The 14,675-nt window shown below is 33.4% G+C and carries 17 protein-coding genes; 5 read left to right on the top strand and 12 right to left on the bottom strand.

Features of this window, described 5'->3' with window-relative positions; genetic code table 11:
- Positions 1 to 24: 24 nt before the first annotated feature.
- The 5 genes from paaB to DFQ09_RS16445 form a co-directional block, all read right to left on the bottom strand.
- Entirely contained in the window at positions 25 to 309 is a 285-nt protein-coding gene (paaB, locus tag DFQ09_RS16465) for a 1,2-phenylacetyl-CoA epoxidase subunit PaaB (RefSeq protein WP_115812301.1), read from the bottom strand.
- Positions 310 to 362: 53 nt separating this feature from the next.
- Positions 363 to 713 (bottom strand): four helix bundle protein, encoded by a 351-nt coding sequence (locus DFQ09_RS16460; RefSeq protein WP_115812299.1) that lies wholly within the window; start codon positions 711 to 713, stop codon positions 363 to 365.
- Positions 714 to 742: 29 nt separating this feature from the next.
- Positions 743 to 1,699, bottom strand: a complete 957-nt coding sequence (gene paaA, locus DFQ09_RS16455; protein ID WP_115812297.1) for a 1,2-phenylacetyl-CoA epoxidase subunit PaaA — start codon at positions 1,697 to 1,699, stop codon at positions 743 to 745.
- A 231-nt stretch (positions 1,700 to 1,930) separates the two neighbouring features.
- The gene (locus DFQ09_RS16450) at positions 1,931 to 3,004 is read right to left on the bottom strand and encodes an FAD-binding oxidoreductase (RefSeq protein WP_115812295.1); all 1,074 of its coding nucleotides are present in this window, start codon (positions 3,002 to 3,004) and stop codon (positions 1,931 to 1,933) included.
- Positions 3,005 to 3,072: 68 nt separating this feature from the next.
- Positions 3,073 to 3,642, bottom strand: coding sequence for a TetR/AcrR family transcriptional regulator (locus tag DFQ09_RS16445; RefSeq protein ID WP_115812293.1), 570 nt, complete (start codon positions 3,640 to 3,642; stop codon positions 3,073 to 3,075).
- A 113-nt stretch (positions 3,643 to 3,755) separates the two neighbouring features.
- Here DFQ09_RS16445 and DFQ09_RS16440 point away from each other — a divergent pair, with 113 nt between their 5' ends.
- Complete coding sequence (locus DFQ09_RS16440) at positions 3,756 to 4,064, top strand: rhodanese-like domain-containing protein (protein ID WP_115812291.1); 309 nt, start codon at positions 3,756 to 3,758, stop codon at positions 4,062 to 4,064.
- A gap of 3 nt (positions 4,065 to 4,067) precedes the next feature.
- Here DFQ09_RS16440 and DFQ09_RS16435 read toward each other — a convergent pair whose 3' ends face one another.
- Entirely contained in the window at positions 4,068 to 4,691 is a 624-nt protein-coding gene (locus DFQ09_RS16435) for a DUF4230 domain-containing protein (protein WP_115812289.1), read from the bottom strand.
- Between the two features lie 228 nt (positions 4,692 to 4,919).
- Between DFQ09_RS16435 and DFQ09_RS16430 the strand changes: the two genes are divergently transcribed.
- Complete coding sequence (locus tag DFQ09_RS16430) at positions 4,920 to 5,690, top strand: hypothetical protein (protein ID WP_115812287.1); 771 nt, start codon at positions 4,920 to 4,922, stop codon at positions 5,688 to 5,690.
- A 226-nt stretch (positions 5,691 to 5,916) separates the two neighbouring features.
- Positions 5,917 to 6,816 (top strand): hypothetical protein, encoded by a 900-nt coding sequence (locus DFQ09_RS16425; RefSeq protein ID WP_147298362.1) that lies wholly within the window; start codon positions 5,917 to 5,919, stop codon positions 6,814 to 6,816.
- A 6-nt stretch (positions 6,817 to 6,822) separates the two neighbouring features.
- Here DFQ09_RS16425 and gldC read toward each other — a convergent pair whose 3' ends face one another.
- Both gldC and gldB read right to left on the bottom strand, forming a co-directional pair.
- Complete coding sequence (gene gldC / locus DFQ09_RS16420; RefSeq protein ID WP_115812282.1) at positions 6,823 to 7,158, bottom strand: gliding motility protein GldC; 336 nt, start codon at positions 7,156 to 7,158, stop codon at positions 6,823 to 6,825.
- Positions 7,158 to 8,126 (bottom strand): gliding motility lipoprotein GldB, encoded by a 969-nt coding sequence (gldB, locus tag DFQ09_RS16415; protein WP_115812425.1) that lies wholly within the window; start codon positions 8,124 to 8,126, stop codon positions 7,158 to 7,160. The genes gldC and gldB overlap by 1 nt, the downstream gene beginning before the upstream one ends.
- An 84-nt stretch (positions 8,127 to 8,210) precedes the next feature.
- Here gldB and nadE point away from each other — a divergent pair, with 84 nt between their 5' ends.
- The gene (gene nadE / locus DFQ09_RS16410) at positions 8,211 to 8,999 is read left to right on the top strand and encodes an NAD(+) synthase (protein ID WP_115812280.1); all 789 of its coding nucleotides are present in this window, start codon (positions 8,211 to 8,213) and stop codon (positions 8,997 to 8,999) included.
- 139 nt (positions 9,000 to 9,138) lie between these two features.
- The gene (locus tag DFQ09_RS16405; RefSeq protein ID WP_020895207.1) at positions 9,139 to 9,768 is read left to right on the top strand and encodes a response regulator; all 630 of its coding nucleotides are present in this window, start codon (positions 9,139 to 9,141) and stop codon (positions 9,766 to 9,768) included.
- 12 nt (positions 9,769 to 9,780) lie between these two features.
- Here the strand turns inward: DFQ09_RS16405 and dnaG are convergent, their stop codons facing one another.
- The 4 genes from dnaG to DFQ09_RS16385 all read right to left on the bottom strand — a co-directional run bounded on the left by dnaG (position 9,781) and on the right by DFQ09_RS16385 (position 14,505).
- Entirely contained in the window at positions 9,781 to 11,772 is a 1,992-nt protein-coding gene (gene dnaG, locus DFQ09_RS16400; protein ID WP_115812278.1) for a DNA primase, read from the bottom strand.
- A 182-nt stretch (positions 11,773 to 11,954) separates the two neighbouring features.
- Positions 11,955 to 13,052: a hypothetical protein gene (locus DFQ09_RS16395; RefSeq protein ID WP_115812276.1), complete on the bottom strand. Its 1,098-nt coding sequence runs from the start codon at positions 13,050 to 13,052 to the stop codon at positions 11,955 to 11,957.
- 117 nt (positions 13,053 to 13,169) lie between these two features.
- Positions 13,170 to 13,955 carry a hypothetical protein gene (locus DFQ09_RS16390; RefSeq protein ID WP_115812274.1) on the bottom strand — a complete coding sequence of 262 codons (786 nt, stop codon included), beginning with the start codon at positions 13,953 to 13,955 and terminating at the stop codon, positions 13,170 to 13,172.
- Positions 13,942 to 14,505 (bottom strand): RNA polymerase sigma factor, encoded by a 564-nt coding sequence (locus tag DFQ09_RS16385; protein ID WP_115812272.1) that lies wholly within the window; start codon positions 14,503 to 14,505, stop codon positions 13,942 to 13,944. The genes DFQ09_RS16390 and DFQ09_RS16385 overlap by 14 nt, the downstream gene beginning before the upstream one ends.
- Positions 14,506 to 14,675: the final 170 nt, after the last annotated feature.

The raw sequence follows: 14,675 nt of genomic DNA, 5'->3' as shown, positions 1-14,675 counted from the left end.
TCAGATTCAATTTCGATTTCACTGTTACATATGTTTCACCTCGTCTGGCAAATCGTAAAATGTTGGATGACGATAAACTTTATCTTGAGCAGGCTCAAACATTTCACCATTGTGTTCTGGATTTGATGCTGTAATATTTATTGATTCCACAACCCAAATACTCACACCTTCATTTCGTCTTGTATATACATCTCTTGCATTTTCTAGAGCCATTTCTGCATCTGCAGCATGAAGGCTTCCGAAATGACGATGTTCTAATCCATTTTTACTTCTTACGAAGATTTCCCAAAGTGGCCAGTTTTTACTCATTATGAAATTGAATTTGAAGTTGAACTCGAAATTGAAATACATCAATCTAAAATTCAACCTATGTTTTTAATTCTTGTTACTATTATTCTTATTAATTGGTCATTTTCGTCTTTCAGACCTTTTAAATCTTCTTCTGAAAACAACCTTGCTTTAGTTTGAATATTTAAGTTTCTTAGCGATTCTCTTAACTCTTTTAAGCAAATTCTCAGTTTATTTATTTTATCTCTATCGGTTCCTGCACCTAAAACTTCACCATAATTTAAAGATGAAGAACATGACGACCTTATCAATTGTTTAGCTAGATAATCGCCTGCATAAGACAAAGGCTTTTTATCATATAAAATTATGATTGTAGCAGCAAAATCTTCAAGTCTTTCCGTTAAATCAAATTTCCTGTCGCTCATTTTTCAACTTCAGTTTCAGTTTCGACTTCTTAAATTGCTTGTTTTTGTTTTCTTGCTTGTTTCTTTTCTGCATAAGCCATAGCTGCATCTCTAACCCATTCGCCTTCTTCCCATGCACCAACTCTTGCTTTCATTCGTTCTTTATTACAAGGTCCATGACCTTTGACGACTTGCCAAAATTCATCCCAATTAATTTCTCCGAAATCATAGCTTTGACGTTCTTCGTTCCATTTTAAATCTGGATCGGGGATGGTAAGTCCGATTAATTCGGCTTGAGGAACCGTTTGATCTATAAATTGCTGACGTAAATCATCATTCGATTTTCGTTTCAATTTCCATTTCATGGATTGTTCTGTATGTATAGATTCTGCGTCTGTTGGACCTAACATCATTAAACTTGGCCACCACCAACGATTTAAAGCATCTTGTGCTAATTCTTTTTGCTCAGGTGCTCCGTTTGCCAACTTCATCATGATTTCAAAACCTTGACGTTGATGAAAACTTTCTTCTTTACACACACGAACCATTGCTCTTGCATAAGGACCATAAGATGTATTACAAAGTGGTACTTGATTTATAATCGCAGCACCATCAACTAGCCAACCTACAGCTCCCATATCTGCCCAAGTGATGGTTGGGTAATTAAATATGGAAGAATATTTTGCTTTTCCGGAATGCAATTGTTCGTATAACTCATCTCGAGAAACACCTAAGGTTTCACAAGCAGAATAGAGGTATAAACCATGACCAGCTTCATCTTGAACTTTAGCTAACAAGGCCACTTTTCGTCTCAACGAAGGTGCTCTAGTAATCCAATTGCCTTCGGGAAGCATGCCTACAATTTCGGAATGTGCGTGTTGCGACATCTGACGAATATGCGTTTTACGATATTTTTCTGGCATCCAGTCTTTAGGTTCGATTTTCTCGTCTCTTGCGATACGAGCTTCGAATTGTTCTTCTAGATTTTTTATTTGTTCTTCACTCATCTTTATAGCTATTAGCTATTGGCTTTTGGCCTTTAGCTGGTTGAACTTTATTTTTTTATTAGCTGTTGGTTGTTGGCCTTTTGCTGTTGGCGCGTTAAGGATTGCAACGACATCCTTTTTTATTTTTCTTAAAAAAGATATAGTGGAAAGCCTGACCCTTTTGGGTAACGCCGAAATCATTATTTTAAATAACTTACATACCTACAAGGTTTTTGAAACCTTGCAGGATTACTACACATCAAAATCGACAACTACTTTTTCTGTTGTTGGTACAGCTTGACAGCTTAACACTAGATTTTGTGATACTTCTTTTTCGTCTAGTGCGTAATTGATTTTCATCTCAACCGCACCATCTATAACTTGACATTTACAAGTACTACAAACGCCTCCTTTACATGCGAAAGGCAAATCTGCACCTGCTCCTAAAGCGGCATCTAATATATTATCGTATTCTTTGGTCATGGTGAAAACGAATTCTTTTCCGCCATCGACAATAGTAACTTCAACTCCTTCTACGTTTTGCTGTGCTAAACGCTCTGCTCTCTTTATATCTTCATCTGAAAGTCCGGTTACAAACAACTCATAATGCACGAGCTCTTTTGGTAATCCTGCATTGATGAGATATTCACTGACATAATTGACCATTTTTTCTGGACCACACAAAAACACTTCACTTGTATCTGGAATATCAATGAACGTTTTTGTTAAAACCTGCATCTTTTCATCATCAAATCGTCCATTGAACAATTCGATATCTCTTCGTTCTTTGGTTAAGAAATAATAGATTTCGAATCTTCCGAAATAAGTATTTCTAAGCTGCTCAAGTTCTTCCTTAAAGATAATGGATTTTGCCGTCTTATTAACGTAAAATAATTTACAAGTTGAATTTGGTTCTGCTTGCAAATGCGCTTTAACCATTGAGAGAACTGGTGTAACACCACTTCCGGCTGCAAAAAACAAATAATTTTTTGCTTTTTCCGCGCTAACTTCTACTCCAAATGTTCCGCTAGGTGACATTACTTCTAATTGGTCACCGGTTTTTAATTCGTCGTTTATATAGGTTGAAAATTTTCCGCCTGGAATCAGCTTTACAGCAACTTTCCATTGACCGTCTGATGGACTTGAACAAAGCGAATACGAGCGACGCACATCTTCTCCGTTAATGTCTGCTTTTAAAGTTAAATGCTGACCTTGACGAAATTTGAATGCACTGTGTAACTCTGAGGGAACTTCAAAGGTTATGACTGAAGTATCTTCGGTCTCCTTATATATATCTTTAATTTTAAGCTTATAAAACTGCGCCATAGATGTTGTTGAACTAACAAACTAACACTTGTTAGTTTGTTTGACAAAGTTAGTAAATAAATTTAAATTTATTTCACAACACCTTTTATAAGAATTTCATTGAGGTTATTGGTGAGTTCTTTTAGGTTTACATCTTCCTTTTTGGGTATCCATAAATAAAGAGAACGTAAGGTGGTTAAGATGGAAAACATCATTACATCTGGTTTTATATCTATGATTTCACCTGAATTTACACCTTCGATAAGAATCGTTTTAAAATCGTTTTCATAATCACTACGCAACTTTTTGTAATGATTTAATTGTGCCTCTAAATGCATCCAATCGTGATTTAAAGCTGCCATACCATAAATGTTTTGACTTGAAATTTCGACATGAAGCGCAATGATTTCCTTTAGTTTTTCGATACAGGTAGCATCACTTGCCAAAACAGAAGTCATACCTACCGTAAATTTTTCCGCAATAGAAATAATGATACTTTCTAATATATCTTGTTTGGAATTGATGTGGTTGTATAAACTCGCCGCTTTGATGTTCATAGCCGTAGCTAAATCTCGCATAGTGACGGCACTGTATCCTTTTTCCTTAAAGAGTTTGGCTGCAACTCTTATAATTTCTTCTTGACGTGTCTCTTGTTTCATGGCGCTATAAAGTACTAAAATAGTCAGAATTTTAAGTGCAACGTAATTTTAATGTAACTTTGATTACGAAGACTTCCGTTAACTTTTCAGAAGTTTGCTTAAAAATAAATACCATGGGACTATTTAATGCTTTATTTGGAAAATCGACTAACAAGGTTGCAGAATACTTAGAAAAAGATGCTGTAATTTTAGATGTTAGAACTCCTAGTGAATACCAAGGCGGTCATATTAAAAATGCTTTACATATTCCGGTTCAGGAATTAGGTGCTAGACTTAATGAAGTTAAAAAGCTGAACAAACCTGTTATAGCCTATTGTGCAAGCGGCATGCGTTCAGGCAGCGCAGCAAGCCTACTAAAATCCAAAGGTGTTGATGCTATCAATGGTGGAGGCATGAGTAGCCTACAACGAAAGTTGAGCTAAGTTTTAATCGAATATACGTTCTAGATTATTAAGCTCACTTAATTCTGAAATAGGATTTTGGTTGTATTCTAGTGTCCAACCTAAAGAATTAGTCAACATAAAGAACTTTGACAATTCGCTAATTAATCTGTTTTGTGCATTCGATTTTAAGTCAGATGCTTCAATCTTTTTCATTAGTGACTTGTTCACCGTCTCTTTTATACTGTTGTAATCTTTGGCTTCAAATGGATTAAGATAATCTGCCTGCATATCGTAATATTCAAAATCTGGACTGATTTTAATTTCTTCTTTCGGAATACTTAGAATTTGAAGTGTTTTAGTTGCTTCATCAATTTTATATTCAATTTTACTTAAATCGTACCCAATAGTTACATCTGCATTTACGATGACTACAGCTTTCTTTTCGGCTGAAATTAAATCCCCAAAAACACCTTTAGAATTCTTATACGTAAACACCTCACTAAAATGCCCTTCGGTAACCACGAGTTTACCAACATTTTTAATTTGCTCCTGAATTAAAGCACTACTTTCTTTAAGTACAATTTTATCTTCCTGTTTATCATTACAATACCTAAAAGTAAATACAACAATTAAGGTTAAGACAACACCAAATAGTATTTTTCGCATAGGCTAATTTAAGAAAAATACAATTCAAAATACATGAAACAAGGTGCAATTAAATCTTGTTTATTTGCCTTACAACGAGGACCTAAGTGTATTATCTAGAAAAAACGCAACACACCTTGAAAATAATTATCTATCAATTTATGATTATAACTTAGTATAACACAAATCAAATAGTGATGTCCCAAAACAGATTATTTGCAAGTTCTCTAACTTAAAAATATAATTGTTATGATTAAAAACATTAGCATATTGTTAGTCCTACTTTTGACCTCAATTAGTTTTGGTCAAAACACCGTTTTGCTTCAAAATACAAACCCAAAAGCTAAAGAATTAAAACACAATTTAAACGCGACTAAAGACAGCTTAATGTTGTCTTGTGATTCTAAAATTTTAAAAGTTGAAATTTTTAATGAAAATTACGAGCAACTAATTATAGTCGACGCCAACATTATCCAAATCTCATTAAAAGATATTCCGAATGGAAATTACATAATAGAAACTAGGCTAGACGAAAAGATAATACCTATAGATCTAATAAAGCATGACGACTACAATGACGCTTCCCATTCTAGTCTGTATCCCAACCTAGAACAAATAATAGAAGGAAAAGGAATGATGTTAGATGAAGAATTAAAAGTCATTAAAAGTTCCCCAAATAAAAGCATAGAATTTATTTTAACCAGAGGAAAAACTAAAAGTCATAGCACTAAAAATCAAAAATATTTCTGGACAGAAACACAAATTATTAATGAAAGTGGCTCTAGTAAAACGATGAGATTAGCAGATCAGAAATCAGTAGACAAAATGATTCATAGACATAAACTTGAAATAAACAGTGATTCTGGCAAACTAAACAAGTTGACTGTTTGGGAAGTTTATAACAAAGGAGCATTTATGGAAAATCAGGTTTCAAATCCAGAATTTGTGTATTCATCTTCAACCGATTTGTATAACCATACCCCTTATTATTCTACAGCCAATAGTATTCAGAACTTATAAGTTTTTAATAATGATTAGCTCTATTATAAAATAGAATAAACAACACTTTCCACGATATTATATGTGTTATATCGGTGAACACAACACATTATCAAAGAAATGTACCATGTATCTGAATTTTAAGACAGTACATCAAAAAGCTTCTAACTTTGTCAGTAATACTTAAGCCATCTAATTGTTTTGCTTAGTATTAAAATTGTTTCCCAAAACAAAAAACCTACTTATTATGAGACTGCTATACTTCATCGTATTGTTCCTTTTATCATCTTTAGTTTACGGACAAAAATCCGAACTAATTCAAAATGTAAACAATAGAGCTAAAGAGCTACAGCATCACCTTAATACATCTGAAGATAGCATTATCTTTAAATCTGAGCGTACTATTTACGAAATCATGATTTTTAATGATGATTTTGAACGTATCATTAAAGTTAAAGACACAGAGGCAAAAATTCTAATTGCTGACATACCTGTGGGGCGCTACGCTGTTGAAGCAGTGCTTATTGATAAACTTATTGTTATTACACTCTTACGAAATGAAAGTTTCAATTTACCAGAACCAATTCCTTTACTCGCTACCCCTACGAATACTATTGGTAAAGGCATAAATCCTTCAAAAACAGACTTAGTAAACACAGAAAACATAGTCGCTTCAGCTAAAGAAGAATCATTTGGATTTGAGAATAATAGCGGAAAAACCGATTTAAATTTATCAGGAAAAACAGCTACTCCTATCAGCAAAAAAGAAAACAAACTTCAGTTATATAAAAATGAAGGTGTCGCATTTCAAAAGTCAATTCTACCACCAAAAAAGATAGAGCATTCTACAACTAATACTGTAAATTCTACTTATTGGGTCGTTTATAAAATAAACAACGGATCTAGTTCTGAAAAAGTTTTAAAAATAGCAGACCAGAAAACTGTTGATCGTATGATTCAAAAAAATGAGATTGATATGAGAACTTTCTCAGGACGATTAAACGAGCTTACTGTTTGGCAAATCCACAATACAACTGGTTTTGTGCAACACAAAAGAAAGAACAAGACAAACTATATGAATATCGAATCGGACAGCTTTAATCTAGTTCCGTACTATAAAACGGATCATAATCACATCAGCAAATAAGATATTCTACTTTTTAAGCTCAAGCTTTTCCGCAAAATAATCGCAAAAATCTTTCATATCTCCAGTCATTTTTTCGTCTTGAGTTGCTCTTAGGAACGAATCGCTCATTGTTACTAATGTTTGATGAAAGAAGAGTTTCATTTCATCTACTGGCATATCTTTTGTCCACAAGTCTATCTTTAAGGTTTCTTGCGCATTACTATCCCATACAGACAACATAATCGCTTTAGCCTCTTCGTTATCTACGCCTCCATCTTGAGCTGACCAGTTTAGTTTTTCTGGGACTCTATTCTCATCAAGTTCAACGTTTAATACTATTTTAGATTTTATAAGTTTAGACATTACTTTTTTGGTTTAAATTTTGATTTTCTAAATATTTCTTCAGGTTCAGTTTGCATAATTTTCATCATATCTTTTCCTGTAGTCTCTGCATAAGCTTTTACAATTTGCCAGCCTAAATACTGACCTAAACGTCCTGGCGACTCATTATCTAATTGGAGATAAAACTTTGTAAACGGTGCGTCTGCAATAAAACGATTTGGCAATTTAGGGTCTGTACTGTATAATAATTCTTTCTCAATAAAATAACTCCAGATTTGACTTTCATTTGCTTCAGCCCATTTTAGCTGCAGTTCTGAATAGCCCATTTTTTCGGCATCTGTTTTAAACGGAATTATAACATCTTTAAAATAGAGCAACTTTCCGAAGTAGATCATTTCATCTAGCAAGGTTTTTCTGTTGGCTTGAAAAACATATTTCTTCGCATAACCATCTGCCAAATCCACCACAATTTGTTCTTGTGTAAAGTTTTTAGCCAAATATGCTGGTATATTACCATCTACATAAAAACGATGCGTTTCTCCTAAGTAATTATCTAAGGCTATCAAAGCAATACTATCAGTAACAATAACATTATCTCGATACTGTACATCATTTGTTAAGGTTATAACTCTTGGTACAGAAAACACTTTATCATAATATTTGATATGCTGAAACATAGCAATCAATTCTTCCTTTGGCTCCTTAAAATCTTTAAAAGCAATATCCACTTCTTGTAGAATTTCATTCTGCAAAGTGTCGTTAATTCTATTCACCCAAATAGAATCTGGCGTTTGTTTAGAAAACATAAATGGATACTCCATTTTTAGCTGTCCTAAATCCTTAGGTGTTGCCTCATAAAATGCTTTATCGAAACGTTCTACATTAAAATCTACTTCAATTTTAGCGATTTCTTGTTCAATTTTAGATTCCTCATCACAAGAAAACATTGTAAACACTATTAATAAAATAAAGTAAATTCTTATCTGCATCTGGTAAAATATTTTTAATCCTAACTCGATTGCGTTATTTTTGTTGTGCAAAGGTACACTTCTTTGTTTTAAAAATTAAAAATTATGCAAACTGAAAACGTAGTAGATCACATTGTAAATTGGCTAAAAGACTATGCTACAAAAGCCAAAGTAAATGGTTTTGTTGTTGGAATTTCTGGCGGAATTGATTCTGCAGTAACCTCTACTCTATGTGCAAAAACTGGTTTTGACGTTCTATGCATAGAAATGCCAATTCACCAAGCTCCAAGCCACGTAACAAGAGCCCAAGAACATATTTCGTTTTTAAAAAGCCAGTATCCTAATGTAAAAGACACGGTTGTAAACTTAACTCCCGTATTTGAAGAATTTAAAACCGAAGTCAGCTTAGAAGGTAAACAAGCCACGGTTGATATGGCTTTAGCTAACACCAGAGCTCGTTTGCGAATGACAACGCTGTACTACCACGCAGGACTCTTAGGTCTTTTGGTTGCTGGCACAGGTAATAAAGTTGAAGATTTTGGTGTTGGGTTTTACACAAAATATGGTGACGGCGGAGTTGATTTAAGTCCTATTGCCGATTTAATGAAATCAGAAGTGTATGCTATTGGAAACTATTTAAACGTACCAAAATCAATCATAGAAGCTGCTCCTAGCGATGGTCTCTTTGGAGATGCTCGTAGCGACGAAGATCAAATTGGCGCATCTTACCCAGAATTGGAATGGGCAATGCAAGTTACAGAAGAAGGTAAGACTGCTAACGATTATGAAGGAAGAAAACGCGAAGTAATTGAGATCTACTCACGCTACAATTCATCCAACAAACACAAAATGAACCCAATACCAGTTTGTGAAATTCCTAAAAATTTAAAATAATTATTGCATTTTATAAAACAATTTAGCTAAATTATTTAATTTTTAACTATTTTTACTCAATAAGCACCCACAAAGTTTTAGAAATTAACATTTTATAAAGCCATAATTAACCCTAACCAAATACCAAAATACAATTATCATGATACATATTCTGATTGTAGATAGTCATCCTATTGTAAGGACAGGATTAGAACTATTCTTAAACAGTAAAGCAGATTTTAAAGTCATCGGTAGTTTAGGAAGTGGAATTGAGATATTTGAATTTGTAAGACGCAATAAAGTTGACGTTATTATATCTGAAATCGACTTACCAGAACTTAACGGAATTACTGCACTGAGAGCCATAAAAAAAGAAAATAAATCTGTTCAGGTTTTAATGTTTAGTCATCAACCTGAAGAAATATACGCTATAAGCACGATTAAAGCAGGTGCTTCTGGTTATTTAAATAAAGGAGCGAGCGTTGACGAAATAGAAACTGCCATTAGAAAAATTAGCGCTGGAGAAACATCTCTAAGCGAAAAAATGGATAAGCATTTCCGTTATGAAGACACGCGCAAAAGCAGAAGTCGCATGTTTAAAAAGCTATCTACTAGAGAGGTTGAAGTTTTAAAGCTACTCTCTATAGGTCGTAAAAACAAAGAAATAGCGCAAGAGTTAGATATTAACGAAAAAACCGTTAGCACGTATAAAGCCCGATTGTTTAAGAAGTTAAATGTAACAAATATTGTAGATTTAATTCATCAAGCAAAGCACCACAATTTAACTTAACTCGGTATTTACCTAACCCAAAACCTTACCTAACTTACGAGACAACAACATTTTAAGACCAACATAGTCTTTTACATCTTCCATTATAACACGTAGATCGACATTTTCTTTTAAGGTTTCATTTTTATATTCGGCTACTTTTTGATCAATTAAATGACAGCGTAAACTTAGAATAGTTTGACTCACTAGCTGTGACACAGAATCTTTCTTTTCTTTAGGTATAATTAGATTACGCTCCCAATCGTGAAGGTTATAGCGCTCATCCTCCATTAAAATACTTGTAACTGTACTTGCAGCATCTTGGTCTAATTGATTAATGAAGTTTTTGGTTGAAAACCCTTCTTCTTGATTCAACTTGTCAATAATAGAATAATAAAGTGCTTTAAATTGTGGATTAGAAAATTGCATTTCATCCTCTTGAAGATCTAAATACACTTTCTCAAATACACGTGCTTCATGTTTTGTTGGCTCTAAAAGCAACTCCCCTGAGGTCTCATCCTCTTGTAGAATTAAGTCCTCAAACTGCTCTGTTCTATCACCATAAAGCATCAAAATTTCAATAATTTTTTTTTCTAATTCATATTGAATATCAACTTTTGGCTTACGACTAGGCTCTTCATTCCTAAAAACTTCAAATGGAGGTTCATTTGGATCAGAAGAACTAGATGAAATATAAGACTTGGGTTTATTATTATCCTGAGCCTGTTTATTATTAATTTGTGCTAAGGTTGTAAATAGAACATTCTCGCTAATATCCATGATACGCGCACATTCTTGAATGTAAATTTCACGTTTGATTTGATCTGGAATCTTAGCAATGCTGTTCACGATTTCGCGAATGGTCTCCGCTTTTTTAATCGGATCATTATTAGCCTCCTTAACTAAAAGCGAGGCTTTAAACTGAATAAAATCTTTGGCATTCCCTTCAAGATAAGCCGTAAGTTCTTCTAAGGTGTTTGATTTAGAAAAACTATCTGGATCTTCACCATCAGGAAACGTACAAATCTTAACATTTACACCTTGCTCTAATATTAAATCGATACCTCGAATGGATGCTCTAATTCCTGCGGCATCGCCATCAAAAAGCACGGTAATATTATTTGTTAAACGATTAATTAGTCGAATTTGGTCTGGCGATAACGCTGTACCAGAAGAAGACACTACGTTGGTAATACCTGTTTGATGAAACTGAATAACATCAGTATAACCTTCTACCAAATAACAATTATCTTCTTTTGCTATCGTTTGCTTGGCATGATATAGGCCATACAATATCTTACTTTTATGATAAATTTCACTCTCTGGTGAATTTAGATATTTCGCTGCTTTTTTATCGTTAGTTAAAATACGTCCACCAAAACCAAGAACACGCCCACTCATACTATGAATAGGAAACATTACTCGGCCTTTAAATCTATCGAAACGTTTTTCGCCTTTAACAATAGTTAAACCTGTTTGCTCTAAAAAATTAAGCTTATACCCTTTACCCAGAGCATCATCTGTAAAACCTTGCCACTCGTCTAAGGAATAACCCAGATCGAATTTTTTTATGGTTTCTTCTGTGAAGCCCCGCTCCTTAAAATAGCTTAAACCAATGGCTTTACCTGGATTTGTTTTATGTAGTACATTCTGAAAATAACTACTCGCATACTCACTTACCAAATACAAACTCTCACGGTTGTCCGCTTGTGCTCTTTCTTCGTCGGTACGTTCGGTTTCCTCTATTTCAATATTGTACTTTTTAGCTAAGTATTTTATAGCCTCAGGATATGTAAAATGTTCGTGCTCCATTAAAAATGTGACAGCATTACCACCTTTTCCACTCGAAAAATCCTTCCAAATTTGTTTAACTGGAGACACTACGAAACTTGGAGAACGCTCTTCACTAAAAGGACTTAGACCTTTATAATTCGTACCTGCTTTTTTTAACTGTACAAAATCGCCAATTACCTCTTCTACGCGAGCGGTTTCAAATACTTGTGCAATGGAATTTTGTGAGATCAATTTTAGTGTTTTAGCAAGTCTGTAAATTTAAGATAAAACAATTTGTATTAAAAGCTATTCGCAAAAACTAATTTGATTTTAGTTAAAGGACTTCGCATTGGCAGATTGATTATGTAAAAACAAAAAGCCTTAATCTAAAACGCGATTAAGGCTCTCTAGCACTGCAAAGTTGATTGATTGATTTAATCCATATCAAAACGTATTCCTACTGATATGTTATTTTGTTCTACCACTTGGTTTTTAAATATTGGGTTAAGGTCATATTTCACATACAAAGCAATCTCTCCCAATGCTACGTAGCCACTTAAACCGTATACAAATTCGTTAACCTCAAATCCACCACGTTGTTTATTTTTTATTCTATCACCATCATCTTTGTATTTTAATTTTTGCATGTTTCCAATATTTAGACCAGCATAACCACCTAAACCTACTTTTAATTTTTTGTATGTTGAATATCTAAAATAATCTTCTTTTTCAATCTTTTTAGAAGGTCCAAATTCTATGTGCATCGGAAATACTAAATTGGTCGTTCTAAACTTTGCCTTGTTTAAATCTGAAGGAAATTCTTGAAGTGAAATCTCGCCATCAGTATTCACTAAGTAATTATTGTCCTTTATTTCAAATTTATTCCACTGAAAAGAGAAACCGTATTTTAACCTCCAAAAATTAGTATCTTCAAAAAGTCTTGTTTTCCATGCATAGCCTAATTCATAGAAATTAGAATTTCCAATTTTATATGGTGAATCATTTAAACTTTGCCCTTCGATTATGGCATTATTAAATCCTAACGCAAAGACAACATTTGTAGTTGTACGTCTATCGTATTTTCTAGGCTTATCCTTAGATTTTTCCCCAAAATAAACAAAGCTTTCTTTGTCCTCTTCTCCGGATCCTATTCTAAAAACAAATCCATCCCCTTCACCATCTTCAACACTATAAGTATCATCGTTTCTATTTAATAATGCGATTTTATTATCTATGATCGCTAAACGATTTTCAATATTTAAAGCTCTGTTTTTTGCAGCTTCTTTTTTTAGATTTTCTGCCTCAGCTGCTGTTATTTTACCGTCATCTAAGCGTTGATTAATTGCTGCTATTTCGGACTTTAAAAAATCTCTTTCTTCTTTTTCAATGTTAATTTTGAGATTTTTAAGTGATTCAATTTTTAAGTGATTCGCTGACGTTTTAGTGCTATCAATCTTTGTTTCTTGTGCTTGTACTGTTGTAAATGCTAGTGCTATCACTAAGCACACTATTAATCTTGTAATGTTGTTCATAACTGTTCGTTTTTTTGATTTATTGATTATTGATGTTTACTTCGGCTACGCTAGCAACCAAACTAATTTGATTCTTGTTCTAGGATCCCTTAATGAGATCGCTTTTTTTAAAGGGACCTAGTTATTACGATTTGCAACAGCAGTTTTAACCGTTCCGTAACTCTCCTTTAAAGCTTCAAAAACCTTACTTCTAAAAGATTGCCCCATTTCATCTTCAACGCTCATTAATAAGTTATTTGCATCTACTGTTCTTGATGATTTATTCTCAATGTTTTGCTTAAACAATTCTTTACTCGCCATTTTTAATAATGAATCTATTTCTCGATCTGTAACCGATACTTTTTCAGACTTTAATGCTACAATAGCATCTGCTACTGCAATTTTTAATTTTGCCTCTTCTAAAAGACGTTGTACTTCATTATTCAATAGCTCTTCCTCATTTAGATGCATACGTTTCTTCTTTAGCTCACCCGTATTTGCCAATTGATCTTGAGACTCAGACTTTTTGTTTACCACTTTTTTATAGTCTATTTTATTTGACTTGTTATCTGCTGCTAAATCCTCTTTTTTATCTTCTACGCTTTTATCCTCAACGACAACCTTAATGGATTCTTTTTGATTTGGTTTTAAGATTTCATTATTTAATTGTTGCTCTATAACGTCCTCATCAACGATCTGAGGTAACACAATTTCCGAATCTGGTGTATTAAAAAACGGTATTGATATGGCAATCATAATTAATATACCTGCAGCTATACTTAACCACCAAAACATTGGTTTTTTAGATTTGTTATCCTCTGCATCTAAACGTTCAGATAACTTAGACCAACCTTCTGATGATGGCGACAAGGTTCGCTTCTCTAGCTTATCCTTTATATTTTCTTCAAACTTAATTGGTGCCATAACTGTTGTTATTTAATTCTTTTAATTTCTTTTGAAGCATCTGTCTTGCTTTAAATAATTGCGATTTTGAAGTGCCTTCAGATATTTTTAATAACTCAGCAATTTCATTATGCTTATACCCTTCTATCGCATACATTACAAAAACCATTCGGTATCCTTCTGGCAAACTATCTATGAGGTGTTGTATTTCTGCAACTTCGATATTTGTATTAATGTTGTTTGCGGAACCTTGATCTAAATAATCATCTTCAACTGCAAATTCAATCGTCTTCTTTTGCCTTAAATGAGATATGGATTCTCTCACCATGATTCGTCTTATCCAACCTTCAAAGCTGCCTTCATGTTTATACGTTTTCAAGTATTTAAACACTTTAAAAAAACCATTCAACATTACTTCTTCTGCTTGATAAACATCTTTTATATAGTACCTACAAACACTCAACATTTTTGGTGCGTGTAATTCGTACAATACATGTTGTGCTTCGCGATTTTGTTTCGCAGCGCGCTCTATAAGTTTTGTTTCATTTTTATGAAGTTGAATAACTTTCATGGTTGGGTTTAAATTCTGATGACGTTCAGATGCCTTTCTATTTATAAAGACGCAAATTTACAGCCAAGGGTTGCTTGGGAAGCTAGAAATAATTAAAATAATTTTTAATTACCTGAATTCAAGGTGTTTGAAATTTGTTTTTTTTTGTTTTATAAATTACGCAATACACC

This window comes from Winogradskyella pacifica (genome assembly GCF_003386275.1).
GTDB classification, from domain to species: domain Bacteria; phylum Bacteroidota; class Bacteroidia; order Flavobacteriales; family Flavobacteriaceae; genus Winogradskyella; species Winogradskyella pacifica.
This window is presented reverse-complemented; position numbering and strand designations above follow the sequence as displayed.

What these genes read in the sequence shown, in the direction of transcription:
- paaA (WP_115812297.1), bottom strand. Translation starts at nt 1,699, where the DNA reads ATGAGTGAAGAACAAATAAAAAATCTAGAAGAACAATTCGAAGCTCGT.
- paaB (WP_115812301.1), bottom strand. Translation starts at nt 309, where the DNA reads ATGAGTAAAAACTGGCCACTTTGGGAAATCTTCGTAAGAAGTAAAAAT.
- DFQ09_RS16445 (WP_115812293.1), bottom strand. Translation starts at nt 3,642, where the DNA reads ATGAAACAAGAGACACGTCAAGAAGAAATTATAAGAGTTGCAGCCAAA.
- DFQ09_RS16425 (WP_147298362.1), top strand. Translation starts at nt 5,917, where the DNA reads ATGAGACTGCTATACTTCATCGTATTGTTCCTTTTATCATCTTTAGTT.
- DFQ09_RS16460 (WP_115812299.1), bottom strand. Translation starts at nt 713, where the DNA reads ATGAGCGACAGGAAATTTGATTTAACGGAAAGACTTGAAGATTTTGCT.
- DFQ09_RS16435 (WP_115812289.1), bottom strand. Translation starts at nt 4,691, where the DNA reads ATGCGAAAAATACTATTTGGTGTTGTCTTAACCTTAATTGTTGTATTT.
- nadE (WP_115812280.1), top strand. Translation starts at nt 8,211, where the DNA reads ATGCAAACTGAAAACGTAGTAGATCACATTGTAAATTGGCTAAAAGAC.
- DFQ09_RS16405 (WP_020895207.1), top strand. Translation starts at nt 9,139, where the DNA reads ATGATACATATTCTGATTGTAGATAGTCATCCTATTGTAAGGACAGGA.
- gldC (WP_115812282.1), bottom strand. Translation starts at nt 7,158, where the DNA reads ATGTCTAAACTTATAAAATCTAAAATAGTATTAAACGTTGAACTTGAT.
- DFQ09_RS16395 (WP_115812276.1), bottom strand. Translation starts at nt 13,052, where the DNA reads ATGAACAACATTACAAGATTAATAGTGTGCTTAGTGATAGCACTAGCA.
- gldB (WP_115812425.1), bottom strand. Translation starts at nt 8,126, where the DNA reads ATGCAGATAAGAATTTACTTTATTTTATTAATAGTGTTTACAATGTTT.
- DFQ09_RS16450 (WP_115812295.1), bottom strand. Translation starts at nt 3,004, where the DNA reads ATGGCGCAGTTTTATAAGCTTAAAATTAAAGATATATATAAGGAGACC.
- DFQ09_RS16440 (WP_115812291.1), top strand. Translation starts at nt 3,756, where the DNA reads ATGGGACTATTTAATGCTTTATTTGGAAAATCGACTAACAAGGTTGCA.
- DFQ09_RS16390 (WP_115812274.1), bottom strand. Translation starts at nt 13,955, where the DNA reads ATGGCACCAATTAAGTTTGAAGAAAATATAAAGGATAAGCTAGAGAAG.
- DFQ09_RS16430 (WP_115812287.1), top strand. Translation starts at nt 4,920, where the DNA reads ATGATTAAAAACATTAGCATATTGTTAGTCCTACTTTTGACCTCAATT.
- DFQ09_RS16385 (WP_115812272.1), bottom strand. Translation starts at nt 14,505, where the DNA reads ATGAAAGTTATTCAACTTCATAAAAATGAAACAAAACTTATAGAGCGC.